Origin of the sequence: Evansella sp. AB-rgal1 (assembly GCF_041820985.1) — a bacterium.
Taxonomy (GTDB): domain Bacteria; phylum Bacillota; class Bacilli; order Bacillales; family Salisediminibacteriaceae; genus Evansella.
Genome location: NZ_JBGUAU010000028.1, coordinates 35266 through 61100, shown reverse-complemented (window position 1 = coordinate 61100; position 25835 = coordinate 35266). Strand labels below are relative to the sequence as shown.

The following is a 25835-nucleotide window of genomic DNA, read 5'->3' as shown; positions in this document are numbered from 1 at the left end:
GCTTTATTATTATTAATGAAAGTCTAATTTATTTGCTAATCGTTCTATTCTTTTTTCCACCTTAAGCTTTAGTGCAGTTTCCTTTGAAGTTAATCTCACTGATTTCTTTATCTGCTCTAATGCAAGCTTTGAATATCTATATGCTTCTCCTACATTCTTTTCTCCGTGTTCCGCTATTTTTGCTAGCTCAATAAACGAATCTACGTTAGGGATAGATTGGATAGATAACGCTTGAAGAAAATGAGTCTTTGCTTTCTCTAGGTTCCCACACTTCTTCCACATTAACCCTAGTTTATAATAAGCTTCGTCTCGGTCTTTATCACTAGAGTCAATCGCTTTCTCATAATGGAAGAATGCATTTTCCGTCCACTTTAATTGGTTAAACCAATTCCCTATCTGAATGTGCTCTTTCGCGGACAGTTTGAAATCGTTTGTATATGATAACCTACTAGAAATTTCTATAAATAAAGTAACTAAAGAACGAACGTCTTGATCATTATGTTCTATTATCCCAGCAAGTTCTTTTGGGTCTTTATGATGTATATAATCAAAATACAAAAGAGGAGCCATGCTTCCAGGTGTATCGTGCTCTCGAAAAACAGAAAGCTTCTCTTTCTCTACTATAGACAGTCTACACGAAGGTAATTCATGCTTCCACAGACGTCTAGCGGCATGTAATAAATCAATATGACCGAAGGCTGGAAGCTTTGGAACTACATTCCGAACAAAGGCATGTCTTGATTTTACTTGTGGCCAATCAAAAGCCTTTCCATTGTAACTTACTAAGTAATCGTCTTCTGTGAAGTCCTGTAAAAAATGGTACATAAAAGCAGCTTCCGAAGAAGGGTCACTTAACATATGCTGAGTGACTTCTATACCACCCTCTACAATTCTAGCGTAACCAATTAAAAATATAGAGTTTCCAGCTCCGGTAGAAAGTCCTGTCGTCTCTGTATCAAAAAACATCATACGCTCTAACGGTACATCTTTACATGATAATGGATGAGGAAGATGCGAACTCTTCCACCAATCATATATCTTATTAAATTCATTTCTTTGATGAAATGGATAGATTGTTCGCTTTACAAAAGAAACTTGATCTTCAAAATAATACGGTACAAACCCTAATGATGCCCATTTGTCTTCTAGTTGCTTATCTGAACTACTTTCCTCTTTAGAGAAAATAGCATCCTTTGTAGTAGCTTCCTCGTTTTTGTCCATGCTTTTGTTTTCTAACTGTAGATGTCCTTTTAATCTATTTAACTTTGATTTCAAACTCATTTCATCACCACCCTTACTTATCTATCATCACCGTAAAATGGATCCAATGGTTGCGTGAACTATTCTTTTAATGGATTCTTCCCCACCACTAATTCCTCCCACACCTGCAATACCAATACAGGAAGGACAACCCGATTCACAAGGACATTGTTGGATGTAGTTTAGTGCGTCAGATAAGATGTTATCCATTTGCTTATATACACTTTCGCTTAATCCAATTCCACCTGGGTATCTATCGTATAAAAACACAGTTGGCTTCTCCGAATGAATTGCTTTTACTTCAGGAACCGCATGTAAATCATTTTTATCACACATTACTCTCACACAGGCAACATGTTGCAGTACATGAGCCAAACCCATTAGCATTTGCTCTAGCGCTTTTTCATTGATTTTTAAAACTGATTCAGAGGTAAATGTTAAAGCTATACCGTTTGTATGAAGATCTTGTTCAGGTAAGTGAATCGGACCTGATCCAATGTTCTCGAAGGTTTCAAGTTTTAACTTTTTAAAAATTGTAGCCATTGCTGTGACCATCATATCTCCATACTGTAAAACACTAGGGCCCATTTGTTTCTCTTTATCTATATCTAACACTCTCAATTGTACAGCTATATTGGCATCGGTAAAATACTCAACATCCACTTCTCTAACAAAAGCCTTCTTTTCATCCCAATCTAAGTACTCTACTTGAAATTGAATTCCTTCATGTAAATAAATCGCTTCGTCATGTAATAATGTCATCGCACTAAATGTGTCCATCTCTCCAATAACACGATGTTTTTCTACATGAGATTGGTCAATGATAATAACATTTTCTTGTGCCGCAGATCGTAAACTAATGTTGTGTGCCGGAAAAGCATCATTCATCCAATACCATTTGTTTTTTTGTTCATGTAACACACGTTCCTCCGTTAAATATTCTAATATTTCATCTATTTCACAACCATCAAACGTTTCACCACGTTCAAACGGTAATTCATAGGCTGCGCATTTTAAATGATCTACGAGAATAATAAGGTTATCTTTGTTCAGACGCGCTGTTTCTGGTGAACCTTTAAAGAAAAATTCAGGATGCTGAAAAATATATTGATCCAGTGGATTCGAATTGCCGACCATAATCACAAGGGATTCGTCACTACGTCTCCCAGCACGGCCTGCTTGTTGCCAGCTTGAAGCGATAGAACCTGGATACCCATTCATCACACAAACTTGCAGTTGACCAATATCTACCCCAAGCTCTAGTGCATTGGTGCTCACAACACCAACTGTTTCTCCTGATCGAAGGCTTCGTTCAATTTCACGTCGTTGATTAGGTAAATATCCACCCCGATATCCACGGATAGATTTTTGTCTTAACTCTTTTTTCACCAGTTCTTGTAAATGACTTAAAATAATTTCCACACTAACACGACTTCTAGAAAAAACAATGGTTTGAATTCGTTCTTTTAAAAATGTAGCGGCAATTTCATTCACTACTTTTGTCGAGGGTTTGCGTATATTCAATTGTTTGTTTACAATTGGTGGATTGTATAGCACAAAATGCTTCTTCCCTCTTGGTGCACCATTATTATCTATTAATCTTACGTTTTCACCAATTAATTCTTCACATAACTCTGTAGGATTAGCAATTGTGGCTGAAGTACAAATAAACGTTGGATTACTTCCGTAATATTTGCATATGCGTTTTAATCGACGAATAACATTGGCAACGTGGGAGCCGAACACTCCTCGATATGTATGAAGCTCGTCAATCACAATCGTTTCTAAGTTTTCGAAAAGTGAAATCCATTTTGTATGATGAGGCAATATTGCTGAATGAAGCATGTCTGGATTTGTAATTACAATGTGTCCAGCTTTTCGTACAACTTGACGGATATTTGCCGGTGTATCTCCATCGTACGTATAGCTATTAATTTGTACATCCATATCATCGATAAATTCATTGATTTCGCTTTTTTGGTCCTGTGCCAATGCCTTTGTAGGAAAAATATAAAGAGCTCTAGAATCAGGATTATATATATGACGCTGAACAACTGGTAAATTATAACAAAACGTTTTTCCAGATGCGGTAGGTGTAACTGCTACGATGTTTTCTCCTTGTAGTACTGCATCAAAGGAGCTTGCTTGGTGTGTGTATATATTTTCTATTCCTCGTTTTCTCAGAGCTTGTTTTATTTTGTCATCCATTTTCTTAGGAAAAGCAACACTATTTGCGGGTTGCTCGTCCATCTCAAGCCAAAAGGATACGTGTTGATCAGTTCTTAATTCTTGTATTAGATCATGCAATGATTTTTTTCCAAACATATAAACCCCTCCACTTTCATTATAGCGAATATACGTTTGGTTTTCAAAAAAGAATTTTTAGTTTTTCATTATCTATCTTTTAGTTTACATAATATTATTATTGTAGTCTATAAAGGTTTTTTATGTGTAGATCTTCCCTTAAAATACGTGTATCAGACTTTCTAGTAATACTCACTTTGTTGGATAATATTCCATTCGCTTCTGTCCACTCCTTTCCGTGGGGAGCTGTGCTTTCCACTGGAGTTCTCGCACCTTCGCTCATTCCATATACAGTTGATGTGCTAAATCATCAAATTACATAGATTCATTCTCGAAGGTGCAAGTTTTTAGTTTACTTGGTAACCCGCTCGTGAATGTTTAGATATATGAAAAGTATTTTATGGTAAAATAAAAAAAATGAATCATAAAGGATGTTTGCTATGAAAAATGAACCATTTTCATTAGTTCAAAAGCAATTTTTAGTATTAGAGAGTTGGAAACACATACCAAATATTGTTGCTGGATTCACAACCAAAAACGGTGGTACAAGTGATTCTCCTTTTCGTTCCTTTAATTTAGGACTTCATGTAAATGATGACGTAAACAAAGTGATAGATAACCGCAAATTGTTAAGTTCCTTGTTAGGTTTTCGGACTACAAATTGGGTTTGTTCTGATCAAGTACATGGTAATAATATAGAAAAAGTTACGATAAAAGATGCTGGCAGTGGTGTAGTAGATTATCAAACCTCCATTAAAAGTACAGATGGCTTATATACAGACGAACCTAATATACTTTTAACATCCGGATATGCGGATTGCGTTCCTTTATTCTTTTGTGAACCAAATAAAAAGCTGATAGGGGTCGCGCATGCGGGATGGAAAGGTACAGTGAAAGATATTGCAGGAGAAATGATTCGAAAATGGCAATTAACTGAGGGGATAAATCCTTCAGACGTGTATACTGTAATTGGTCCTTCCATCGGTGGATGCTGTTATGTAGTTGATGATCATGTCATTGATTTTGTTAATAATGCATTATCACAGAAAGATCCTAGACCATATCAAGAGATTAGTAAAGGTCAATATGCATTAGATTTGAAAAGAGTTAACAAATTATTGATGTTAGCAGCTGGCATCAGAGAAGAGAACATTATCATTTCTTCATACTGCACGAGTTGCAGTGACAATTTGTTTTTTTCTCATCGACGAGACAAAGGGAAAACCGGGAGAATGTTAAGCTTTCTAGGATGGAAACAAGAAAAATAACTGATTAGTTTACATTGATAATACTAATGAGGACAAATTCCAATATTCATTGAATTTGTCCTTTATTTAATGCTTCCCTCAATCTCTTTCTGGGTTTACAATAAACGTTAGTTTGAAAAACTCTTTTATAGCCGCTGGTTTAAACATACTATTGGAGATAGGAATTTTAAACAACTGGACAAACATCTCAGTAGACAGAATCGTTAAAATAAAAGTAAGAAACCGGCTTCGGGTATATAAATAGCTAAAAAGATATTGCAAAAAATAAATCAATCCAGACCAGCATATATTCCATCGATGATAAAAAGAAATCATATCAAATTTTGATTTAGCAAGCCACTCAAGTAGTGTAGAACCTAGTGAACATTTAACAATATGAAAAATTTTCATGCCGAAGGATTGTTGATTCGTTAAACCAGAAAGACACAGAAGTGTTAGTAAAGGTGTACCTAAAAATACTTGTAGTACCCTCACCTTAGGTAAAGGCATATTATTAGATTCAAATTCCCATACTAGTTTCTTTTGACATACAAAATAATATAATATATTTACAAATGAAACATAAAATAACGCAGAAGAATATAGAGGTAGTTTTCTCCATGTTTTATATTTTAGGTTTAACAATAGTAACAATAGTACCATGACTATATGCTTCACTTCATGCACCTACTCTCTTCAAACAACTATGACCGTTTTTATTTTTTTCTACATTTGCAAACATTATGTAAATAATTCATAAACAAACGTAAAGTAGAAAATATATCGTATATAGGTCGAGAAGCATAAGTAAAATTATTTTACACACAATATGGTAATATTGTTCGTATAATAACATTTTTTGTACGGAAGGATTTCATTATGACCGAAACATTATTAATTAACTTTCTCTTTCTACTAATACCTGTAACACTCTATTTAATTTTCTTTGAGAATAAAGCGAATGTATACAATTATAAAATAATTCTATTCCTTCTATCCTCTATTACTATGATTCTTTGTATGACATATCCAATAAAAATGGAGTTTGGAAACATCTTTGATCTACGATATATCCCTTTTATCATTGCATCTCTTTTTGGTGGTTATATCATCGCTGCACCCCTATATTTAATCTTAAATATATATCGTTTTATTCTTGGTGGAGAAGGTATATTTTTATTTCTGTCTTTTATTTTTTCCACCTTTACAGTCCTATTCGTCCCGTTATTAAAACGCAAATTCATACGAGCACAACCACATATCCGTGTTCTTATTGTAGGATGTATCGTATTTATTATTATGGGAACTTACGTCATTATGTTAAGTAGTTTCTTTGTTAGCCTAGATAGGAATTTTTGGATTTATGCTGTAAATATCATCTCAACGAATGTAATTGGATCCATTGTCATTATGTTATTAATAGAAAAAATCAATATAAATATCAAAACAAGGGAAAAGATGATAGACTCTGATAGACTTTCTGTTGTTAGTGAATTATCTGCTAGCATTTCACATGAAATAAGAAACCCACTTACTGTTACAAGTGGATTCCTCCAGCTTTTGAATAAGTCTCAGAATGTGAACGAAGAAGAAAAGAAATATATATATTATTCTTTAGAAGAATTAAAAAGAGCTGAGAAAATTGTTAGTGATTTTCTATCTCTTGCAAAGCCGCAAGCGAAAAATATGGTTTATTCAAATTTAAAAGATGAAGTAGAATATGTGCAAAACATCATGGTTCCTTACGCAAATAATCATCATGTGGAGCTTCAACTTTCTTTTTCCAATGAGTTATGTAAATGCTATGATAAAAACCAAATGACACAATCTTTAGTTAACTTATATAAAAATGGGATTGAATCAATGAAAAATAAGGGGGGAATTTTGAAAGTACAGGTAATAGGAGAAAAAAATACCATCACGATAATAGTGAATGATACAGGAGTAGGAATGTCAAATGAAGATCTAGCTCGCTTAGGAAAGCCTTATTATTCAACAAAAGAAGGCGGAACAGGTCTTGGTATGATGATTGTTTATAGTACCATTCATAAACTCGGAGGAAAAATAAAAGTGTACAGTTTGCTGCAAAAAGGCACATCCTTCCATATAACAATACCCATAAAAAAAAGTGATGTAAATAAAAGACCTAATGACATTTTACCTTAAGATGTGATTAACATCACCTTCCATTCCTTCAAGATCTATTACAATAAAGTAATAAAATGATCTACAGGAGGAATTGACAATGACTCAACATGCTTGTTTTGGTAATTTAGGGGACATAAATGACATTGATTTTTGTGTTCCATTACAACAATTATATGATGAACACCCTTCCCTATTAGCAAAAATGGGGGATTTCTATTCCATGGTTCAACAATTAGAAACTAACAAAGAAAATACAGATTGGTCTGAAGCAATAGCTTCACTAAATGATAAGTTAGAAATTTTTGTAGCAGAATTAGAGCCACATTCTGATCGTGAGGAAGATATACTGTTTGAAATGATGGTGAAGTATATTGGTAGAGAAGGTGGTCCTATCCAAGTAATGGAGTATGAACATAATACTGCCAAACAGAACATAAAACTATTTTTTGAAAAAGTGACGGATATAACAGTAAATCATAATCAAGTATCACAAGAGAAAGCCTTTGAGCTTTTTAACCATATTAAAATAATTTATACTACCTTAACTGATCATTTTATGAAAGAAGAACAAATTCTCTTTCCAATGGCAGAGAAAATGTTATCAGATGCGGAAAAAGAAGAGCTAGCTTTACAATTTAAGACATTTAAGTAACATCAAGGGTGTCGCCACAGTGACACCCTTAAAAACTGTATTATATTTATAGCTACTTGTTCTTCTATACTTCACTATTCAACCATTCTAAAAATTCTAACCTGTTCCCAAAGGGATCATTTACAAAAATTCTATTTGCTCCAGGTAATTTATTATCAACGGAGAAATCTATCCTATGTTTCGATAAATGCTCCTTTAAATCTTCTAAATTCTCTACTTCAAATGCTGGATGTGCTTTTTTTGCAGGTGAAAAAGGCTCTTCAATTCCAATATGGATTTGAGTAACGCCTAAAGAAAACCAGACTCCCCCACGCTTCTTTAATACTCCTGGCTTCTCTACCTCATCAAATCCTAGTACATCCACAAAAAATTGTTTTGCTCTTCCTTCTGAACCTTTTGGTGCAGCCAATTGAATATGGTCAATTTTTTTTACAGAAAAATGATTCATAAATAACCTCCAGTATGAAAATGTCATACTTTAAAGGTACCTCATTCTCCGTGATAAGAATAATACTTCTTTATTATAAAATTCGATAACTTTTCCTTATACACTCAATGATATTTATATAAGAGCATGTTTCCTTCCATAAGCCAGTAGTGTTTCATACGCATCTTCCCCTTTTAATCCTAATACCTGACAAAAAGCCCGCTCCGTCTTAACTCCTTTTTGTTTAAAATGAATTACCTTTTCTTTCATTTCAGGGAATTGTATCATCAACTTGTATTCAATTATCATATGTAGATAGGCATATTGTTTTGTTACTGGTTGAGCTTGACCAAATAATTCAAACTCAAATCCTTGATAAAGGAAATTTGCTTTTATAACAGGAGATTTTCTACTATTTGTTCGTTTAAGTACAAACTTTTCGTAATTCTTATATAGCTTGGTCACTTTATTTTCAAACGATAAAAAATGATTCACATTTAAAATAATATCTAAATCCGACCCTTCGATATCAATTTCAATGGGGATTGTTCCACAAACAATTGGATTAAATTCACTTAAGTCATTCATTAAATTTAATTCTTGAATAACACTATATGCCTCCTGTTGTTTAGAATTGCCCGAAAATAGATAGTCAATAGTTTGAAACATGTGCGCACTCCCCTTTTTTTGATCTAGTATACAAAAACAGATTCAAAATAAAAAGTAATGTAAAATTATTCCGCTCCTAATTGGGAACTATAATTATTACCATAACAATATCAATCCATTCGTTCTATAGGAGTATAACAATGAAAAATAGGATCTATTATTTAAGTTTAAACTTTCTGTCGCTACTATTATTAATCTATACTTTTAAAAACGCAAAAGTTCATCAAAAAAGATATCTCATACCTTTGTATTTATCATTTACAGGTATAAATTATCTGTTTGAATTTTTCGTTCTTGTAATTGGAAGAGCATATGAATACAAACCAACTATTTTTAAACAAACATACTTTGATAATATCTTCGGTTCTAATGTTTCACAGCTTTTTGTAATTCCAACAACGGCCCTATTCATTTCGGTTTTCCATTTAAAATATAAATGGTTCTTATTTTTTGCGAGTTTATTAACCTTTATTGAAAGAATATTTATAAAACATAATGTATTCAAACTTAATTGGTGGAGAACTCCTTTCACCAGCATTGGTGTTCAACTTTTTTATACGCTTGCAAAAGTGTGGAATACGAATTTAACGGAAAAACACAATAAAATAATAGAAAGAGCTACCATATTTTTGGCCGTATTCGTTAGTTATGCAACATTTAATTTTTACCATGTTGCCATATTAAAGACATGCTTCTTTAATTTAAAATTATTTTCGAATTCATATCGAAGTCATGTAACTTATTCTAGCATTTATAGTTTCATTTGTTCCTTTTTCTTTACTTTAAGTGTCCATAAGAAAAAATGGAAACACACTCTTTTAACCATGATATCTTTTCTAGGGATAGAATTTATTTTTATAAAAAATAATTGGATTATTATTGCTGGGAAATACTTCTATATCATTTCACTTTTAACGAAGGTTGGAAGTATTCAAATAGGGAATTATGTTTTCGAATTAATTCACGAAAACAAAAATGAATAATATAAGGACTAGTATGTTTTTAAGAATTATTGCAGGGATATGAATATAAATAGAGAAGTGTTGTTTCTGAAGTGAAAGGTTAAAGGGAGGATTCTCGTGAAAGTAGATACGTTAATAAAAAACGGATTTATTGTTGATGGTACAGGAAAAGAAGGAACATACGGTCTAGTAGCTATGAAAGACAATAAAATTCTCTTACCGAGGGATGAAGATGATGTAGTTGCTAAAGAAATTATTGATGCTACCGGTTCCATAGTTTCACCAGGTTTTATCGATATTCACACACATTCCGATTTAACATTATTGATCGATTCTCGAGGTGCGAGTAAATTATCACAAGGAGTTACTACAGAAATTATTGGTAACTGCGGAATTGCACCTACACCATGTCCACCTTCTAGAAAAGAATATATTATGGAATCTGGTACCCTTCTTTATGCAGAAAAAATAGATTGGGGTTGGGAAGATTACGCTGACTATTTACAAAGGTTTGCAGATGGGAATGTTTCCATGAATATTGGCTTTTATATAGGGCATGGAGCAATTCGAGCATCTGTTATGGGGTTTGATGATAGAGCGCCAACGAAGAAAGAAATGGATCAAATGAAAAAGTACGTAGCAGAAGGAATGGAGCTGGGAGCTGTTGGATTATCCACCGGTTTAGGGTATGCACCAGGTATGTATGCTGATGTAGATGAAATAGCAGAGTTATGTAAAGTAGTTGTAGATTATGGTGGCATCTACTCCACTCATATTCGGAATGAAGGAGATCAATTAATTGAATCCATTGACGAAGCTATCGCAGTTTCAAGGAAATCTAGAGTTCCCCTACAAATTTCACACTTAAAAGCTGTAGGTAAACAAAATTGGGGAAAAGTGATCACCGCAATCGCGCACCTAGAAGATGCAAGAAAAGAAGGAATCGATGCTCATTACGACTTTTATCCTTATACAGCAAGCTCCACCACATTGTCTTCACAACTTCCTAATTGGGCACATGAGGGTGGTTGGGAAAAGCTTGCCGAACGGTTAACAAATCCAGAAACAAAGAAAAAAATGATTGATAGTGTCCTTTATACTATCGAAGAGTCTGTTGGTTGGCAGTCTATTTTAATAGCGTCTGTTCGTTCTAAAGATTTAAAACAATATGAAGGGAAAAATCTAGATGAAATAAGTAAACAAATGAATATTCCACCCGCCGAAGCGATGATACATCTCTTATATGAGGATAAGGGTTTTGTACGGATGATTAAGTTTTCTATGAGTGATGAGGATGTAAATACAGTTGCTTCTGGAAAATTGTCCATGGTTGGATCTGATGGATATGCTATTGCAACTGATGGACCATTGAGCAGTGGGAAGCCACATCCACGAAGCTATGGAACTTTTCCACGAATATTTAAAAAGTACCAACGAGAAGAACAGCTTTTTACAGTGGAAGAAGCTGTCTTCAAAATGACTGGTTCTTCCGCACAAAAGTTAAAGTTTAACAAACGAGGTTTTATCAAAGATGGTTATTATGCAGATATAACTATTTTTAAACCTGAAAATATGGATGATATTTCCTCTTATACAGAACCTCACCAATACTCTAAAGGAGTTGAATATGTGTTTGTAAACGGGAAAAAAGCGTATGATGGGAGATCCTTTTTAAATCCAAAAAGTGGTGTTTTACTAAAACCTTATTCATAGATTTAGATTTCCTGTCGTAATTAATAAAAGAGGTGTGTACCAAATCTAATATTTCTGTACACACCTTCTAAACTATTCTTGCAGTTGTGGAACCTTATTAAAAAACGTAATAACAAAGGTTGTTCCACTGCTACTTGTATTAATATTGATTGTAGCACCATGGCGAGAGGCTACACTATAACATATGGCAAGACCTAATCCTGTTCCTTTATCTTTGGTTGTATAGAATGGTGTTCCTAAATTATCTAATACCTCTTTCTTAATTCCTGGCCCCTGGTCTGCTATTTCTAAAACAACAACTTCCTCTTTACTATATGTTCGTATGGTGATAACCCCATTAGACTCCATCGCTTCTAATCCATTAATTCCAATGTTTAAAATGAGTTGCCTAATTTCTTTTTCATCAATATATATATCTGGACAATCTTTTAACTCTAAGTGAACATTCTTATTATTCATTAAAGCTTCTGCTTGAAGGAGTGGATATAATGCTTCAATAGTCTTGTTAATACTCTGGTGCTTTTTATGAGACATTTTATCTTTCGCTAAAGACAAGTACTCCGTAATAATATGATTTGCTCTCGTCAATTCATCTATCATTAAGCTAAAGTACTCCTTATTTTTGGATGAATCCTTATCATTCTTTGTCAACTGTAAAAAGCCAAGAACGGTGGTCATTGGATTCCGTATTTCATGGGCAATTCCTGCAGCCATTTCTCCTACTAAGTTTAACCGATCTAAACGAGAAATTTCCTTTTCTAACTTAAGATTATCTGTAATATCAGTAATAGCACTTATGATACAAGTTTCTCCGTTAATCTCAGATTTTTCTGTTGATAGAAGTCCTTGACGTTTTTCGTTATTTTTCGTAGTAAAGGTTACGCTAATATTATATAAACCCTCCATTAAATCAAGAGCAATATCAATATTTTGAAAGCTCCCATCATTTGTTACTAGCTGAAGAATATTATCATTGTATCCATCTACTTCGGCTACATCATAGCCAGAAAATTCACACCAACTTTTATTAACATTTAAATACCTATGATCCATTAAAGAACGAATAGCCATTAAATTAGGACTTGATTGAAATATTTTACGAAAATGTTCTTGTGAAATTTTCAATTCCTTATTTATTTCCATAAGTTCTTTCGTTTTATCAGAAATGATACTTTCCAGATTAGAATATCCCCTGTTTAATTCTGCTGTTTTAACTACTAATTCATTTCGTTCTAATTCGATCTCTTTTTTCTTTTTATAAATACTTACTAAAGCCTCCACTTTACTTTTAAGCATATAAGGATTAAATGGCTTAAAGATATAGTCTACCGCTCCTTTTGAATAACCTTTCGAAACATGAATATTCGCCTTGCTTAATGCTGTAATAAAAATAATAGGTATATGTTTTGAGCTCTCTCGTTGTTTTATTATTTCTGCTGTGTCAAAACCACTTAACCCCGGCATCTGCACATCTAATAATATGACAGCGAAATCATGCTTCAAAACATGTTTCAATGCCTCTTCCCCCGATTTGGCTTCAATTAACTCATATTCATCCGAATTTAGCACTGCCCTTAATGTTATTAAATTTTCTTCTCTGTCATCCACTAGCAATATATTAATCTTCTGATTATATTTCATCCCTATTACCCTCTTTTTTCTTTTGAAAATGATCTTTGCTTTTACTATATATTTTTTCTTTAGAATCAAATTCGTGAAAAAAAGATTCTGCTTCCCTGTCAGTAATTGTTTCTTTATTACCAAAACAAACAAATCCATCTTCACTTAAACTATTATTAAATAAGTGGTACACTCTATTTTTCAAAAAATGATTAAAATATATAAGAACATTTCGACAAATAATTACATGGAATTCATTAAAGGAATGATCTGTAACTAAGTTATGATGTGCAAAAATAATATTCCTCTTTAAGAATTGTTGTAACGATACGAGCTCATCTTGAACGGTATAATATTGGGAAAACTCTTTTTTTCCACCAGCTTGCTGATAGTTTTTCGTGTATAATTGCATATTTGTAATTGGTATTTCTCCTTTATTAGCTTTTTCAATAATGCTCTCATTCATATCCGTTGCATAAATTCTTACTTTATCATATAGACCCTCTTCGTGTAATAGGATTGCCATGGAATATACTTCTTCCCCTGAGGAACATCCCGCATGCCATATACGAATCACTGGCTTCTCTCTCAAAAAAGGAACAACTTTCTCTCGAAACACTTTAAAAAATAGTGGATCCCTAAACATTTCCGTGACATTAATAGAAAAATCACTCAGTAATTTATCCATACTAGATTTGCTTCGTAGAATTATTCCTTGTAACTGGGAGATTGATTTAACGTTCTCGATGTTCGCTCTGTGCCAAATACGTCTCCTAATAGAAGAATACGCATAGTTACGAAAATCAAACCCATAATACCGATAAATGCATTCTAGAAGGAGTTCAATTTCTATTCTCTCAATTTCTTCATTCTCATCTTCATAGTAATCACCCATCTAGAAATTAATTCACCTCCAATTATTTATATACCCACACTTTTATTAATGATAATAGCTGTTCCATGTCAACTGGCTTACTTATATAATCGGAAGCACCTGCTTCGATACATTTCTCTTTATCATGCTTCATTGCTTTCGCAGTCAATGCAATGATTGGTAGCTCACGGTATTCTTCATAATCTCGTATCATCTTCATTGCCTCATACCCATCCATGACTGGCATCATAATATCCATTAGTACAATATCGATGGCTGAATTCTCGCGTAAAGTAGTAATTGCTTCTTTCCCATTTTCTGCAAAAATGACTTTCATGTTATGTTTCTCTAGCGCAGCTGTTAATGCAAATATATTTCTCATATCGTCATCAACAACTAAAACTACTTTATCATCAAACGAACCTTTAGTAGTGATATTACGGTTCGCTTCTTCCTTAATGAACAAAGATTGTACTGATGATTTATTGGATTTAACTGGATGGTTTGTAGGAATTAGTTTTTCTTCCTCTACGTCTGTCGTCGCAGCTACTTCTGTTATGAATGGAGCTGTGTCAGTGCAATAATCCTGTAAGTATAAATAAAACGTACTTCCAGTGCCTTCGTTACTTATAACATTAAGGTCGCCACCCAAAACTTTGGATAAATTTTTACTAATGGAAAGACCTAATCCAGTTCCACCATATTTACGTGTTGTGGTACCATCTCCTTGATAAAAAGCATCAAAGATATTTTTTTGCTTTTCTTCCGTAATCCCAATTCCTGTATCTGTAACTGTAAAAATAATTTTAGAAGTATCTCCCTCTATACCTTCTTTTATAGCTAAAGACACCTTACCTTCATCTGTAAATTTAAAAGCATTGGACAACAAGTTATTTAGTATTTGTTTTAAACGCTGATCATCAGTAACTATACAACTTGGTGCGTTTTCACTAATCAAAATTGTAAACTCAATTCCCTTTTGTTCCGCTATGAAAGAGAATCTTCTTTCAACGAATGCCTTAATATCTTCTATTAATACTTCCTCAGGAAAAACTTCTATCTTCCCCGATTCAATTTTGGATAAATCTAAAATATCATTAATTAGATTTAACAAGTCCTTTCCAGACGAATAGATAGTATCAGCATGTTGAACTTGTGTATCGGTTAAGTTTTTCTCACTATTTTCATGCAGAAGTTGAGATAATATCAAAATACTATTTAATGGAGTTCGAAGTTCATGGGACATATTGGCTAAAAACTCGGTTTTATATTTCGAACCAAGTTGAATATCACGGTTTCTCTGTTCTAGATCTAGACGAATCTTTTCAAGCTCTTTTGTTTTTTCATCTGATTGTTTATATTGCTCATGAAGCTTCTCGTTGATCATCCTCAATTCTTCTTGCTGTTGTTGAAGTTCTTCTGACTGAGTTTGAAGTTCCTCTGTTGTTGTTTGCGATTCTATTAATAGCTCACTGATCTTAATATGATCTTGGATGGAGTTGATACTAATACCAATAGAATGACATACTCTTTCTAAAAATTGGATTTGCAATGTAGTAAATGGTTCAAACTTAGCCAATTCCAGTACGCCTATAACCCCATTTTCAAAAGGGATTGGACATATAATGAGAGAGGTTGGTGTACCTACACCTAACCCTGAGTTAGTAGAAATATAGTTATTTGGTAGCGAGTCTATATTCATCATTTTATTATCTGAAGCACACTGCCCTACCAAGCCTTCTCCAAAGTAAAATTTCTCTTGACCTATGTTACTATGATTCCCAGCAAAAGCCCCTCCTTTGACGAGAACTTTGCGATCATTCGTTATATAAACAACTCCGTTTGTAGCAGACACTATCGGAGCGACAGTTTTTAACAATATTTCACTAAATTGTTGTAAATCTTGTATTCCTTGTATTTGTGCGGTTACATATGCAAAATTTGTATCAATCCAATTCTCATTTAAAAGAGATTCATTTAATTCTTTTTCATTTTTTGAGATTTTTTCTAACGAATCAGCCATAGTATTGTACGCAACAGCAATATCTCCTATTTCATCCTGTCTAATATCTTCAATTCTAGGAAGATCGTCCATTGAAGAAGACGGTACACGTATCATTACATCCCGGACTTTATTAATTGTTTTATTAATATTTTTTGTTAATTGAAAAGTAATACCTATAATAACAATAACAGTTATTGTTATTAGACTTAAAAAGATAAGTAGTGCATTATGTATCATAACTTCAGTTCCTAAGATAGCACTTTCCATCTCTGTTTCTTCCCGCAAAACTAACTCATCTACCTGCAGTAATAGATTTTCTCTAATTTCTCTATTAGAAGTGAGATGCTCTAGAGCTACATTTCCATTTCCTCGTTCTACAAAGACTAAGATATTATCTATGAAATCATTATAATCATGAAAATAGTTAGTCAGATCTCTTATCAAAGATTGATCTGCTAAAGATAGATCACTTAGAGTGTCCAATGAGTCAGAAGCTAATTCACGTAACTCTGCTATATTGTCCCTTGTCATATCAGAGTCATCTACTAAAAGTATTTCCCTCACTTCACGGGAAGTTCCTTGTGCGTAACGCGCTAGCTGATTGGCTAATTTCACTCTTTCATAATTTTCGTTAACAACACTTGTCATATGATCTCTTTGTTGATTATATGTAAGTAATACTAAAACACCTACAATTATGATAATGGCTAAAACAGATGAAAAAGCTATGTATAATTTTGTTTTTATACTCATTTAATTAACTTTACCTTTCCGGGTTAGCTACCCTTTCCTTTATACATTATTTCTAACCGTTTTATAGTATTTCCCTTATCTTTTCTCCTCTAGTTATCCATCCATACAATAGGAGAATACAAACTTATTTCAAACTACCGAAATTAATTATTTCAGTATAACGAAAACAAAATATATGTTTCTACTTCTATCTATACTCACATTAATATTCTACATGAAACCTTTAAATCCTTCCATAATTTTCATTGTATGAAAGACAAAAATCACTAGATTCACAGATTTCATGCACAAAGAAAACAATTTATATTAAAATAACAAAAAATGCAACACATTCTACAAAAATAATACATTTTTCGCAATTGGTTTTTTGTCATAGCCCTTTTTCTCGAAAACACCACTTCTAGTCTATTCATAATAAAATATGTTTAATATACTATTGTATTCATTGTGGAGGTGGGGTTGTATGATAGCATTATCCAGAATTTATAGCACTGGTCCAATCCAAAATAGATATAAGCCTTCTGCTGATTCTATTTTAATTAATATGGTAAATAATAATTTGTACAAGAGTACAGAAGTAACCGTCTTCGTCTTCGCTCTAGAGGGAGATAAACGAATACTTTTTAGCCACTGTTTTATATTACCACCAAATTTTAGTACCGAAGTAGAGTTTTCGGGGGGCTTAACAGGGGTTTCGGCATATGAAATCCAAATAGAAGCTACGAACGCTTCAAACAACACAGTTCTTTTAAGTGTTAATGGAGTAACTTGTTCGACACAAATATTGGATTACCAAAGATTTTTGCATTCAGAATTAATTCCAATTCCATATTTATCTTTAGCTAAACAGGATGTGAAAAAGAAGCATGTGACAAAACGTAGAATGCGACTTCATAGTAAAGCTTAAACAATGAGGTGGCTGGAACAAAAGTGTTTTCAATTGAGAATTCAATCAAAATGATACTTGTGTATACTAGTCGCTACACATCGTTCGTCTTCTCAGTTTTAAACTACACTTATGGCCCAGCTTCCTCATAAAACAAACATTATTGAATTACTCTTTTAGCAAACAAGTAATTTTCTTGCCAATAACCGATATTTAAAAAGTTTGATGCAATATGCACTCCTCTTGAAGAAGAAGCGTGAATCATATCTCCATTACCCATATAAATTCCTAAATGACCTACTCTACCATCAGAATATAAGTCTGTATTGGTAAAGAAAACTAAGTCACCTGGTCTTAAATCCTCTACAGCTACAGGAGTTCCTAGCTCCGCCTGTTGTCTTGATGTTCTTGGTAATTGAATCCCATGTTGACCAAATACAAATTGTGTATAAGAAGAGCAATCGAACAAATGTGGCGCTTCATTTAATGTTGCACCAAATTTATATCCTGCACCAATGTAATTTTGAGCTTCATTTAAAATGTTCCTTGCTACATCAATCGAAGGAGCAGGATTCTTATTTTCCACTGGTTTTTTTTCTTTAACTGGCTCCATTTCCTTCCCTTGATCAGCAACAGGTAATTTCAGAATTTGCCCTGCATAAATGATATTAGAAGTTAAATTATTTGCAGATTTTATGGACTGTACTGTAGTATGATGCGCTTCAGCAATTAACCATAACGAATCACCAGGTTGAACACGATATCGTTGAGCCGGCTTTTCCACTTGGATAGAGCCATTTTGTGGTTTAAAGTAAATAAATGAATTAAACAATGAACTCGCTGCTTGAAGAGAAACATACGCAGTTTCATTTATCCATCTAGGAGCATGGATGCGTATAAATTCATCTCCTCTCCGTGCTTGTGTTCCACCCATCGTTGCTCTTACTACGGTTGATCCATCTGTCATTTCATATGTCTTCGTATTATTTGCGAATGTTATATGATTGTAACCCAAAATTTTTGATAATTGTGTTAGTGGTAAGTAGTATATTCCCTCTATCTTTATTGGATCAATACCATTTACCATTTTACCGTTAATTGCTATACCTGCAGTTGGTATTCGTTCATAAGCTTGCGCTGTTTGTACTTGGAACACAGATGAAATTAATACAAATGTCATGAAAAAACTAACAATGATTTTTATTTTATTGGTTCTCATAAAATCCTCCAGTGTACTATTATTTTCATAATGTATCTTTTGCTCTTTTTGCGTATCTATTCATGTTTTAGTACAGATTTACTATTTTAATTTATCTCCATATTTGTCTAAAACAGAAATTGTTTTTGTGCCTACTCCTACAAACGTTTCTAAAATAGCCTGAGCCCCAGCAATCGATAAGATGAAAATAATAGGTAAAAATATAGAGGAGAAATATAGGTATCCCATTCCTAATAAGATGGCACTCCATACACCTGCACACCAGTAACAGTTTAATAGATAGCCTATCTTAGAAGTTGGTACTTTTTTTCTCTTTTCATGTCCACCATCCATTATCTTCTTTTCCTTCATAAAAGGTTTTCGCAAAAATTCGGTTATTTTATCAAAAACTATGAGATGAGTAAAACGATAACTTGCTAAAATAATCATGACAAATAGTAACCAGTTGTTTGTTACTGTGGTCATCCTCTTCCTACCCTACGACTTTTTACTATCATTTTCTATTTTTTCATCTTCCAATTGACTTTCGATAATCTCATCTCTCTCTCCACCATCGGCTAATTCCTCAGCAAACTCATGCTCTCTTTCTTTTTTCGAAATAAGTTTTGAATTTTTCAAATCAACAGACGTTAAGTTTAGATTAGGTACTCCCTCTTCATTCCACTTTGTCATATTCAATCATCCCTTCTTCCTAGCTTTTACAAGAAGTAGTATGTCCTTTTTTATGGATAAAATGAATGGCGTTTATGTGAAGTAAGTATAAACATAAGGAATGTACGTGAATGACATATCGAAGTAAAAAAATATAACGTAATTGGAAAACAGTCATAATCTAGTGGAGTAAGAAAACATATGAATATACCACAGGGAATAAAGCGAAGAATAAAAAGAAGTAAAAGATCCTTTTCTTTGTTGGAGAAGATTTAAAAACCTTCTCTATACATCCTTTTCCAACGATTTGGATGCTATTGACATATCTTGACTTTTCCATTTCTTTTTCATTATCAACCCTAATAGGAACAAGATTATAGGAATAATAAACGCAATCGGATTTGATATATTTGGCCAATAATATGTTAATAGATCCATAGCACGAATATGATCAACTACTACCCAGTATCCAAAACCACCTAAAATAAACGCCACAGGAAGGGACAACTTATTTAAGGATTTCACACCTATCATATGTTTCATAGAAATGGTTGCACATAATAAACATGTCATAATTTGAACAAGTGCAGACAAAGAAAAAAAGATAATCATAATTAATTCATAACGATGAATAAACAAACCAATTTCTGCACTTCTAGCCATCTGCATACAGGAGACAATATATTGTCCTGTAACTTCAGGTGATAGAACACCAACTTGTAAAATAGGCCATAATAAAATTAATAGGCCACCATAAATAATCCCTTTAGCAGATGTTGCAATCCACTTTGCTTTTTCCTTCACCATTGGTAAAATAACAGCAACCATTAACGTAGCCATGGCCCAATCACCATTTTGGTGTCTAGTTACTTCGATACTACGTAAAACCCCATTTCGAAACAGAGGAAGAAAATGCCTTATTTCAAAATAAGAAAGAGAACCTAATAAAATCAATAAGTTTAAAATAGCAATAGAAAACACACCTAGGATAGCGACTCTAGAAATGACTTCGATTCCGTAAAAAAGTCCGAAAATTCCAGCGAACATTCCTACAATTACAAACAAAATTATCGGTGCATCAGGCAAAAAATAATCATTTAAATGATAAACTAAGGTAATCATAATACCGCCAAAAGAACCCAGAAAAAAAATAAAAAATATGAGGCCTACTACTTTCTCTCCCCATTTCCCAACTAGTAGTCTGGTATGTTCAAATATATTTTTATCTGGAGTTCGTTTAATGATGAGAATAGTCAATATCATTATGAAAAGCCCCAATATAGTAGACACAATGGATGCGATCCACATATCTCCACCTGCTTGACGCGCTACAATCCCTTGTGTGACTCCAATAGCTTTTGCATAAACAATATTTATTATGATAGCCAATAACATCCCATTCGTAAGTTGGGTTTTCATCGTATCAATCCTTCACAGTTCTAGTGGGATTTTCTAATAGTAGTGGATTATTTAACTCAACGTTAGCTGTAATATTTACTTCTACATTTGGAAACAATTCTATCCACTGTCCTTCTATTTGCTTCCATTGTTTTGGATACTTCCCTTCAAAGATTCTACCCAAATATAAGACATCCACTTTATATTCCTGTTGAACCTTTTCAAGCATCCTTTCAATATCAAGTACTATAGCTTCTTCAACTTGCTCTTCTAGTTTTTTCAATACTTCACTATGTTCCAATTGTGTAGAACATCCTAATTCAACTAAGTGTGGCTTTGACTCAACGTTTACATTAAAAGAAACAAGACTTTCTTTATAAACTGGTATCACATCAAAGGTATTGTTCCTTAGCTCCACACTTACCTTGCCGTCCATATCAGGACAAGATAGAGGAATAATGGCAGATTCTATCCCTTCTACAAACCACAAGAAACCTCTCGATTCGTCTACATTTAATTTCCCAACCATTTTGTCATGTTTAAATACAGCTGTACCTGATAATTCTGCTTGGGGAATACTTCCAAATTCTGTTGGAGTTTCTGCATTGATACCCCTGTCTCCTAGATTCACGAGCGCTAAATAAGGATGTGTATGTTCACCTAAATAGGACGCAGTGAGAGTCATCACATCCGACCTTGGCGCTTCCGCTACAATTTGACTATATCGAAATAACCTTTCTAACGACATTCCAGGAATAATTTCTAACCCTGTTTTGGTCGCGACTACCTCACTAGCTTTGTCTTCTGTAACAACGATCCAGGTTCGCATACGAAGTTCATTATTACGATTAAAAAAATCGATCACATCTACTACCCCTTGTTGCCGTGCAACTGTCTCATTTACAACAATGATGGCATTATGTGCCCAAAATACTCTCCTTGACGCCATTCGCGCTAAATTTCGTACTGCTTCAAAAATTGTTTTTCCCTCACTAGTCGCAGTCCAGATACTCTCTCCATTTCCTCCACCTGTATTCCCGGTCACGTCACCCGGCCTCGCTATTTGAACGGTTAAAATGATATTGTTGTCCTCATTCGTATCAATGCCCATTGCCATTACCATTGCCAAATCATCAATTTCTTCTTTTCCTAAGCATCCAGCTAGTAAAACTATTAGAATAAGAAAAACTATTACCGGTTTCATCATATAATAGCTCCTTTTTTATTCGCTATTTTTATCAGAAGAAGATTCCTCATTTTTTGATTTAGTAGGACTCGGCTTTTGTTCCTTTCCTAACCTTTGTTTATCCTTAGCTGTTTCTGGCCTTTTTTTATGCGCCCAGAAAGGAACACGAATGATTGTATCTTTTTGATCTGATGCATTAAGTGGAATAAGTGGCTCTAAATAAGGCTCACCAAATGAACGAAGAGATAGTGCGTGTAATGCCAAAATAGTGAAAACCCCAGCAAACCCTAATAAGCCCATCGTTCCAGAAGCAATTATAATTGGAAAACGTAAAAGCCTAATAGAATATGATGCGTCATAATTTGGAATGGAAAATGATGCAATACCTGTAGTAGCTACAATAATTACCATGATCGGAGACACGATTCCAGCTTCTACAGCTGCTTGTCCGATAATTAAAGACCCTACGATACTAACCGCTTGACCAATAGGTTTCGGCATACGTAAACCAGCTTCTCTCATTAGCTCAAAGGCAAATTCCATAATGAGTGCTTCCATTAAAACAGGAAAGGGTATATCCTCTCTCCCCGCTGCAATTGCAATTGCTAATGGAGTTGGTATCATTTCTTGATGAAAACTTACTAACATAACATATATAGAAGGCAAAGTTAAACTGATGATAAATGCACAGTAACGAAGAAAACGAAAAAAGGAACCCATTAAATAATTGGTATAATAATCGTCACTCGCATGTAAAAATGACCAAAATTGTGTAGGAGCTAATAAGACGTACGGCGTGTTGTCAACAAATATAGCTACTCGACCTTCATATAAACTAGCTGCCACCTTATCTGGTCTCTCTGTCCCTTGCAAGGTAAGAAACGGAGATAACGGTGCATCGTCAATTAACTCTTCTATATATCCACTTTCTAATACAGCATCGATTTCAATTCTATTTAGCCTATCTCGAACTTCTTTTAATAATCCATCTTTTGCTATTCCTTCAATATATCCAATTGCTACATCCGTTTTTGATCTTGTTCCAATAGTTAGAGCTTCGAGACGAAAGTTATTGTCTCTCACTCGTCTCCTCACAAGAGCAGTATTCGTTCGTATATTTTCAATAAAGCCATCTTTTGGGCCTCGTACAACCGGTTCCGTTTGCGGCTCATTAACCCCTCGATTTTCCCATCCTTTTGTGGCTAATAAAAAGGCAGTATCAAAAGAATCAACAAACAATAATGTATCCCCTGCTAACATCCCGTCTAATCCTTCTTGCAAAGTAGTAACATTTGTAACAGACGGATTAGCAATAAATTGTTCAGAGAATGTTTCCATTGAAACACTACCGTGATCCATTGCATAACTACGAGTAATAATAGGCGAAATAATGGAGTTTTCAATAATTTCTTCATTTACTAAACCGTCAATATAAAAGAGTACACATTTCAATTTTAATGATTGGTGTATTGTGAACTCCCGTTTTTTTACGTCAGAACTGTTGCCAAGAGTTTTTTCTATATGTTGGGTATTTGAACGAATATCATAATGAACCATTTTTATCTCGTCTTTATGTATAGTCATTCACTTATCTCCTATCCATAAATCTCCACATAGTATTTATCAATTTGGATATTTCATACTTTTTATGTAAAAAATTTATAACATACTACAAAATAGGAGTCGATGTTGATGACTATATACGATTTATGGATATACAAGTACATTCTTAATACAGAATGGTTTGTTTGGACTATCCTTATTTTCATTTTCGCCTTTAATATTATTACTCCCATTCTTTTTTGGTTTAGCATCACTGAAAAAAAGATAAAATTTCAACCTATGAAAGATATTAAGAAAATAACAGAAAAACAAGACGGTTCAGGACCATCCTAGACATGTATTATTTGCTCTATTATTTTCCATTACATTCATACAAGTTCATATATAGTTTATTGGAAAGAATCGAAGAGACACCGTAGCAGACGGGAGCCAGGTCGGCGACATGACGCCGTTGCCCACAGGAAAGGAGAGGACTGGAGCGAATGTAATATTAATCAACAAAGTTAGTCATACTAGATAAGTTTGACTACCATGAACCCACGTATTTTCAGGGTAGATCCAAAAAATGAAACAAAATATCCATAAGTTGTTCAATAAATCTTCATGTTTACTCTCTTTTTATACTTGTGATTTACTGTACAATGAAACTATAAAAGATGTGAGTTTATCACACAATATAACTAAAGTATTCTTGGGTCATCTATGCAATTTTATAAGTATGTCCATTTTATAAAGTTTCTTATTTAAAATGTTGAAAAACACCCGAGATACACTTACCTTGAAAGGGAGAATAACAAATGGAGAAAACCAAAAATCGCTGGCTTATTGCACTTTCAGCAGTAGGAATTCATATTTCGATCGGGTCTGTATACGCGTGGAGTGTATTTACAAATCCAATTACAGAGCAATTCGGATGGGATTTATCTTCTGTACAGTTAACATTTAGTATTGCAATTCTATTTCTCGGTTTGTCAGCTGCATTCTTAGGTCATTTCGTTGAAAAATACGGTCCAAGAAAAGCTGGAATTTTATCAGCTTGTTTCTTTGGAATTGGAATTGCAGGTTCCGGTTTCGCTATCTTATTAGAAAATATTTATCTTCTTTATATTTTCTATGGAGTGTTTGGTGGAATTGGATTAGGTGTTGGGTATATTACACCTGTATCAACTTTAGTAAAATGGTTCCCAGATAGAAGAGGTCTGGCTACTGGCCTAGCTATTATGGGGTTTGGATTTGCATCCATGGTAAGTAGTCCAATTATGGCTTCCTTAATTAGTTCTTTAGGATTAGCAACAACATTCTTCATTTTAGGGTCTTCCTATTTTGTTATTATCATGGCTTCAGCTCAATACTTAGAACCACCAAAGGCAGGATGGGCACCAAAAGGATTCGATATTAATGCAACAAGTGGTTCAAAAGTAATCAAAAAGGATTTAGCACAGTTAACAGCAAATGAAGCTGTACGTACAAAACGATTCTGGTACTTATGGATTATGCTATTCATTAACATTACTTGTGGTATTGCCATTATTTCTGTAGCATCTCCACTTGCACAAGAAACAGTTGGTATGACTGCAGTTGCAGCTGCTACAATGGTTGGTCTCATCGGAGTATTTAACGGGCTTGGTCGTATTGGTTGGGCATCATTCTCTGATGTAATTGGACGACCAAATACGTATTTAGCATTCTTTGCTATTCAAATTGCAGCATATTTTTTACTTCCTAGTATAAGTCACGCTATTATGTTCCAAATTGTTATCTTTGCAGCAATTACTTGTTACGGTGGTGGTTTTGCATCAATCCCAGCATATATTGGTGATTTATTTGGTACAAAACAGCTAAGTGCTATTCATGGATATATATTAACAGCATGGGCTGCTGCTGGATTAGTTGGTCCTATTCTAACCGCACAATTACGTGAAGTTACTGGTAGCTATCAAATTATGATGTACATTTTCGGTGCAATGTTTATCGTAGCTCTCGTGGTTTCTATATTAGTACGTTTTGATATCGCTCGTATTAAAAAGCAACAAGAAGCAAAGTTACAAAAAGGTGAAATCGCAAGCTAATCCAATATTCATTAAAAAAAACACTTGAGAAGGTAATTCTCAAGTGTTTTTATTTCATCTTGAAGTATCAGATATACAAGTAGCTACTTCTAATTTTCTTTGGCATAAGTAGAAGCTCAATGAGAAGTAGTCGGATTTCCATAGTGTTCATAGAAAAAACGAGACATTACATCAACCACTTTATTATCGATAGGCGTACCTGCATTATAATCTAAATATATTTCTTGCA

Annotated in this window: 22 protein-coding genes; 8 read left to right on the top strand and 14 right to left on the bottom strand. The window is 33.8% G+C overall.

Annotated elements, in window-relative coordinates:
* Positions 1-12 precede the first annotated feature (12 nt).
* Both ACERII_RS20210 and ACERII_RS20205 read right to left on the bottom strand, forming a co-directional pair.
* On the bottom strand, positions 13-1281 hold the full coding sequence (locus ACERII_RS20210; RefSeq protein ID WP_373644720.1) for a ribonuclease H-like domain-containing protein: 1269 nt from the start codon (positions 1279-1281) through the stop codon (positions 13-15).
* A gap of 27 nt (positions 1282-1308) precedes the next feature.
* On the bottom strand, positions 1309-3585 hold the full coding sequence (locus tag ACERII_RS20205) for a DEAD/DEAH box helicase (protein ID WP_373644719.1): 2277 nt from the start codon (positions 3583-3585) through the stop codon (positions 1309-1311).
* 419 nt (positions 3586-4004) lie between these two features.
* Between ACERII_RS20205 and pgeF the strand changes: the two genes are divergently transcribed.
* Complete coding sequence (gene pgeF, locus ACERII_RS20200) at positions 4005-4832, top strand: peptidoglycan editing factor PgeF (protein WP_373644717.1); 828 nt, start codon at positions 4005-4007, stop codon at positions 4830-4832.
* A 78-nt stretch (positions 4833-4910) separates the two neighbouring features.
* Here the strand turns inward: pgeF and ACERII_RS20195 are convergent, their stop codons facing one another.
* Positions 4911-5489 (bottom strand): CBO0543 family protein, encoded by a 579-nt coding sequence (locus ACERII_RS20195; RefSeq protein WP_373644716.1) that lies wholly within the window; start codon positions 5487-5489, stop codon positions 4911-4913.
* A 201-nt stretch (positions 5490-5690) separates the two neighbouring features.
* Between ACERII_RS20195 and ACERII_RS20190 the strand changes: the two genes are divergently transcribed.
* Positions 5691-6977, top strand: a complete 1287-nt coding sequence (locus ACERII_RS20190; RefSeq protein ID WP_373644715.1) for an ATP-binding protein — start codon at positions 5691-5693, stop codon at positions 6975-6977.
* A gap of 79 nt (positions 6978-7056) precedes the next feature.
* Complete coding sequence (locus ACERII_RS20185) at positions 7057-7611, top strand: hemerythrin domain-containing protein (RefSeq protein ID WP_373644713.1); 555 nt, start codon at positions 7057-7059, stop codon at positions 7609-7611.
* A gap of 64 nt (positions 7612-7675) precedes the next feature.
* On the opposite strand, the gene ACERII_RS20180 is transcribed toward ACERII_RS20185, so the two are convergent.
* Both ACERII_RS20180 and ACERII_RS20175 read right to left on the bottom strand, forming a co-directional pair.
* Entirely contained in the window at positions 7676-8059 is a 384-nt protein-coding gene (locus ACERII_RS20180; RefSeq protein WP_373644712.1) for a VOC family protein, read from the bottom strand.
* A gap of 114 nt (positions 8060-8173) precedes the next feature.
* Positions 8174-8707: a DUF4269 domain-containing protein gene (locus ACERII_RS20175; protein WP_373644710.1), complete on the bottom strand. Its 534-nt coding sequence runs from the start codon at positions 8705-8707 to the stop codon at positions 8174-8176.
* A 140-nt stretch (positions 8708-8847) separates the two neighbouring features.
* On the opposite strand from ACERII_RS20175, the gene ACERII_RS20170 reads away from it, so the two are divergent.
* Entirely contained in the window at positions 8848-9690 is an 843-nt protein-coding gene (locus tag ACERII_RS20170) for a hypothetical protein (RefSeq protein WP_373644708.1), read from the top strand.
* 96 nt (positions 9691-9786) lie between these two features.
* Positions 9787-11382 carry an N-acyl-D-amino-acid deacylase family protein gene (locus tag ACERII_RS20165; protein WP_373644707.1) on the top strand — a complete coding sequence of 532 codons (1596 nt, stop codon included), beginning with the start codon at positions 9787-9789 and terminating at the stop codon, positions 11380-11382.
* Positions 11383-11454: 72 nt separating this feature from the next.
* Here ACERII_RS20165 and ACERII_RS20160 read toward each other — a convergent pair whose 3' ends face one another.
* Genes ACERII_RS20160 through ACERII_RS20150 form a run of 3 tightly spaced genes read right to left on the bottom strand, consistent with a single transcriptional unit; the run spans position 11455 to position 16634 of the window.
* Positions 11455-13023: an ATP-binding response regulator gene (locus ACERII_RS20160; protein WP_373644706.1), complete on the bottom strand. Its 1569-nt coding sequence runs from the start codon at positions 13021-13023 to the stop codon at positions 11455-11457.
* The gene (locus tag ACERII_RS20155) at positions 13013-13897 is read right to left on the bottom strand and encodes a CheR family methyltransferase (protein WP_373644705.1); all 885 of its coding nucleotides are present in this window, start codon (positions 13895-13897) and stop codon (positions 13013-13015) included. Before ACERII_RS20155 ends, ACERII_RS20160 begins: the two co-directional genes overlap by 11 nt.
* Before the next feature lie 22 nt (positions 13898-13919).
* Positions 13920-16634, bottom strand: a complete 2715-nt coding sequence (locus tag ACERII_RS20150) for an ATP-binding protein (protein ID WP_373644704.1) — start codon at positions 16632-16634, stop codon at positions 13920-13922.
* A 463-nt stretch (positions 16635-17097) separates the two neighbouring features.
* Between ACERII_RS20150 and ACERII_RS20145 the strand changes: the two genes are divergently transcribed.
* Positions 17098-17541 carry a hypothetical protein gene (locus ACERII_RS20145; protein ID WP_373644703.1) on the top strand — a complete coding sequence of 148 codons (444 nt, stop codon included), beginning with the start codon at positions 17098-17100 and terminating at the stop codon, positions 17539-17541.
* A 139-nt stretch (positions 17542-17680) separates the two neighbouring features.
* Here the strand turns inward: ACERII_RS20145 and ACERII_RS20140 are convergent, their stop codons facing one another.
* From ACERII_RS20140 to ACERII_RS20115, 6 genes are all read right to left on the bottom strand, one after another.
* Positions 17681-18739 carry a C40 family peptidase gene (locus ACERII_RS20140; protein WP_373644702.1) on the bottom strand — a complete coding sequence of 353 codons (1059 nt, stop codon included), beginning with the start codon at positions 18737-18739 and terminating at the stop codon, positions 17681-17683.
* Between the two features lie 81 nt (positions 18740-18820).
* Positions 18821-19204 carry a DUF1360 domain-containing protein gene (locus ACERII_RS20135; protein WP_373644700.1) on the bottom strand — a complete coding sequence of 128 codons (384 nt, stop codon included), beginning with the start codon at positions 19202-19204 and terminating at the stop codon, positions 18821-18823.
* A gap of 12 nt (positions 19205-19216) precedes the next feature.
* Positions 19217-19411: a hypothetical protein gene (locus tag ACERII_RS20130; RefSeq protein WP_373644699.1), complete on the bottom strand. Its 195-nt coding sequence runs from the start codon at positions 19409-19411 to the stop codon at positions 19217-19219.
* A gap of 264 nt (positions 19412-19675) precedes the next feature.
* Positions 19676-20809, bottom strand: a complete 1134-nt coding sequence (locus ACERII_RS20125) for a GerAB/ArcD/ProY family transporter (protein ID WP_373644698.1) — start codon at positions 20807-20809, stop codon at positions 19676-19678.
* Positions 20810-20813: 4 nt separating this feature from the next.
* On the bottom strand, positions 20814-21992 hold the full coding sequence (locus ACERII_RS20120; protein WP_373644697.1) for a Ger(x)C family spore germination protein: 1179 nt from the start codon (positions 21990-21992) through the stop codon (positions 20814-20816).
* 18 nt (positions 21993-22010) lie between these two features.
* Complete coding sequence (locus ACERII_RS20115; RefSeq protein ID WP_373644695.1) at positions 22011-23558, bottom strand: spore germination protein; 1548 nt, start codon at positions 23556-23558, stop codon at positions 22011-22013.
* A 108-nt stretch (positions 23559-23666) separates the two neighbouring features.
* Here ACERII_RS20115 and ACERII_RS20110 point away from each other — a divergent pair, with 108 nt between their 5' ends.
* Together ACERII_RS20110 and ACERII_RS20105 are read left to right on the top strand one after the other, a co-directional pair.
* Positions 23667-23870 carry a hypothetical protein gene (locus tag ACERII_RS20110; RefSeq protein ID WP_373644694.1) on the top strand — a complete coding sequence of 68 codons (204 nt, stop codon included), beginning with the start codon at positions 23667-23669 and terminating at the stop codon, positions 23868-23870.
* A gap of 464 nt (positions 23871-24334) precedes the next feature.
* Complete coding sequence (locus ACERII_RS20105) at positions 24335-25606, top strand: L-lactate MFS transporter (protein ID WP_373644693.1); 1272 nt, start codon at positions 24335-24337, stop codon at positions 25604-25606.
* Positions 25607-25835: the final 229 nt, after the last annotated feature.

What these genes read in the sequence shown, in the direction of transcription:
- ACERII_RS20210 (WP_373644720.1), bottom strand. Translation starts at nt 1,281, where the DNA reads ATGAGTTTGAAATCAAAGTTAAATAGATTAAAAGGACATCTACAGTTA.
- ACERII_RS20205 (WP_373644719.1), bottom strand. Translation starts at nt 3,585, where the DNA reads ATGTTTGGAAAAAAATCATTGCATGATCTAATACAAGAATTAAGAACT.
- pgeF (WP_373644717.1), top strand. Translation starts at nt 4,005, where the DNA reads ATGAAAAATGAACCATTTTCATTAGTTCAAAAGCAATTTTTAGTATTA.
- ACERII_RS20190 (WP_373644715.1), top strand. Translation starts at nt 5,691, where the DNA reads ATGACCGAAACATTATTAATTAACTTTCTCTTTCTACTAATACCTGTA.
- ACERII_RS20185 (WP_373644713.1), top strand. Translation starts at nt 7,057, where the DNA reads ATGACTCAACATGCTTGTTTTGGTAATTTAGGGGACATAAATGACATT.
- ACERII_RS20180 (WP_373644712.1), bottom strand. Translation starts at nt 8,059, where the DNA reads ATGAATCATTTTTCTGTAAAAAAAATTGACCATATTCAATTGGCTGCA.
- ACERII_RS20175 (WP_373644710.1), bottom strand. Translation starts at nt 8,707, where the DNA reads ATGTTTCAAACTATTGACTATCTATTTTCGGGCAATTCTAAACAACAG.
- ACERII_RS20170 (WP_373644708.1), top strand. Translation starts at nt 8,848, where the DNA reads ATGAAAAATAGGATCTATTATTTAAGTTTAAACTTTCTGTCGCTACTA.
- ACERII_RS20160 (WP_373644706.1), bottom strand. Translation starts at nt 13,023, where the DNA reads ATGAAATATAATCAGAAGATTAATATATTGCTAGTGGATGACAGAGAA.
- ACERII_RS20155 (WP_373644705.1), bottom strand. Translation starts at nt 13,897, where the DNA reads ATGGGTGATTACTATGAAGATGAGAATGAAGAAATTGAGAGAATAGAA.
- ACERII_RS20150 (WP_373644704.1), bottom strand. Translation starts at nt 16,634, where the DNA reads ATGAGTATAAAAACAAAATTATACATAGCTTTTTCATCTGTTTTAGCC.
- ACERII_RS20145 (WP_373644703.1), top strand. Translation starts at nt 17,098, where the DNA reads ATGATAGCATTATCCAGAATTTATAGCACTGGTCCAATCCAAAATAGA.
- ACERII_RS20140 (WP_373644702.1), bottom strand. Translation starts at nt 18,739, where the DNA reads ATGAGAACCAATAAAATAAAAATCATTGTTAGTTTTTTCATGACATTT.
- ACERII_RS20135 (WP_373644700.1), bottom strand. Translation starts at nt 19,204, where the DNA reads ATGACCACAGTAACAAACAACTGGTTACTATTTGTCATGATTATTTTA.
- ACERII_RS20130 (WP_373644699.1), bottom strand. Translation starts at nt 19,411, where the DNA reads ATGACAAAGTGGAATGAAGAGGGAGTACCTAATCTAAACTTAACGTCT.
- ACERII_RS20125 (WP_373644698.1), bottom strand. Translation starts at nt 20,809, where the DNA reads ATGAAAACCCAACTTACGAATGGGATGTTATTGGCTATCATAATAAAT.
- ACERII_RS20120 (WP_373644697.1), bottom strand. Translation starts at nt 21,992, where the DNA reads ATGAAACCGGTAATAGTTTTTCTTATTCTAATAGTTTTACTAGCTGGA.
- ACERII_RS20115 (WP_373644695.1), bottom strand. Translation starts at nt 23,558, where the DNA reads ATGACTATACATAAAGACGAGATAAAAATGGTTCATTATGATATTCGT.
- ACERII_RS20110 (WP_373644694.1), top strand. Translation starts at nt 23,667, where the DNA reads ATGACTATATACGATTTATGGATATACAAGTACATTCTTAATACAGAA.
- ACERII_RS20105 (WP_373644693.1), top strand. Translation starts at nt 24,335, where the DNA reads ATGGAGAAAACCAAAAATCGCTGGCTTATTGCACTTTCAGCAGTAGGA.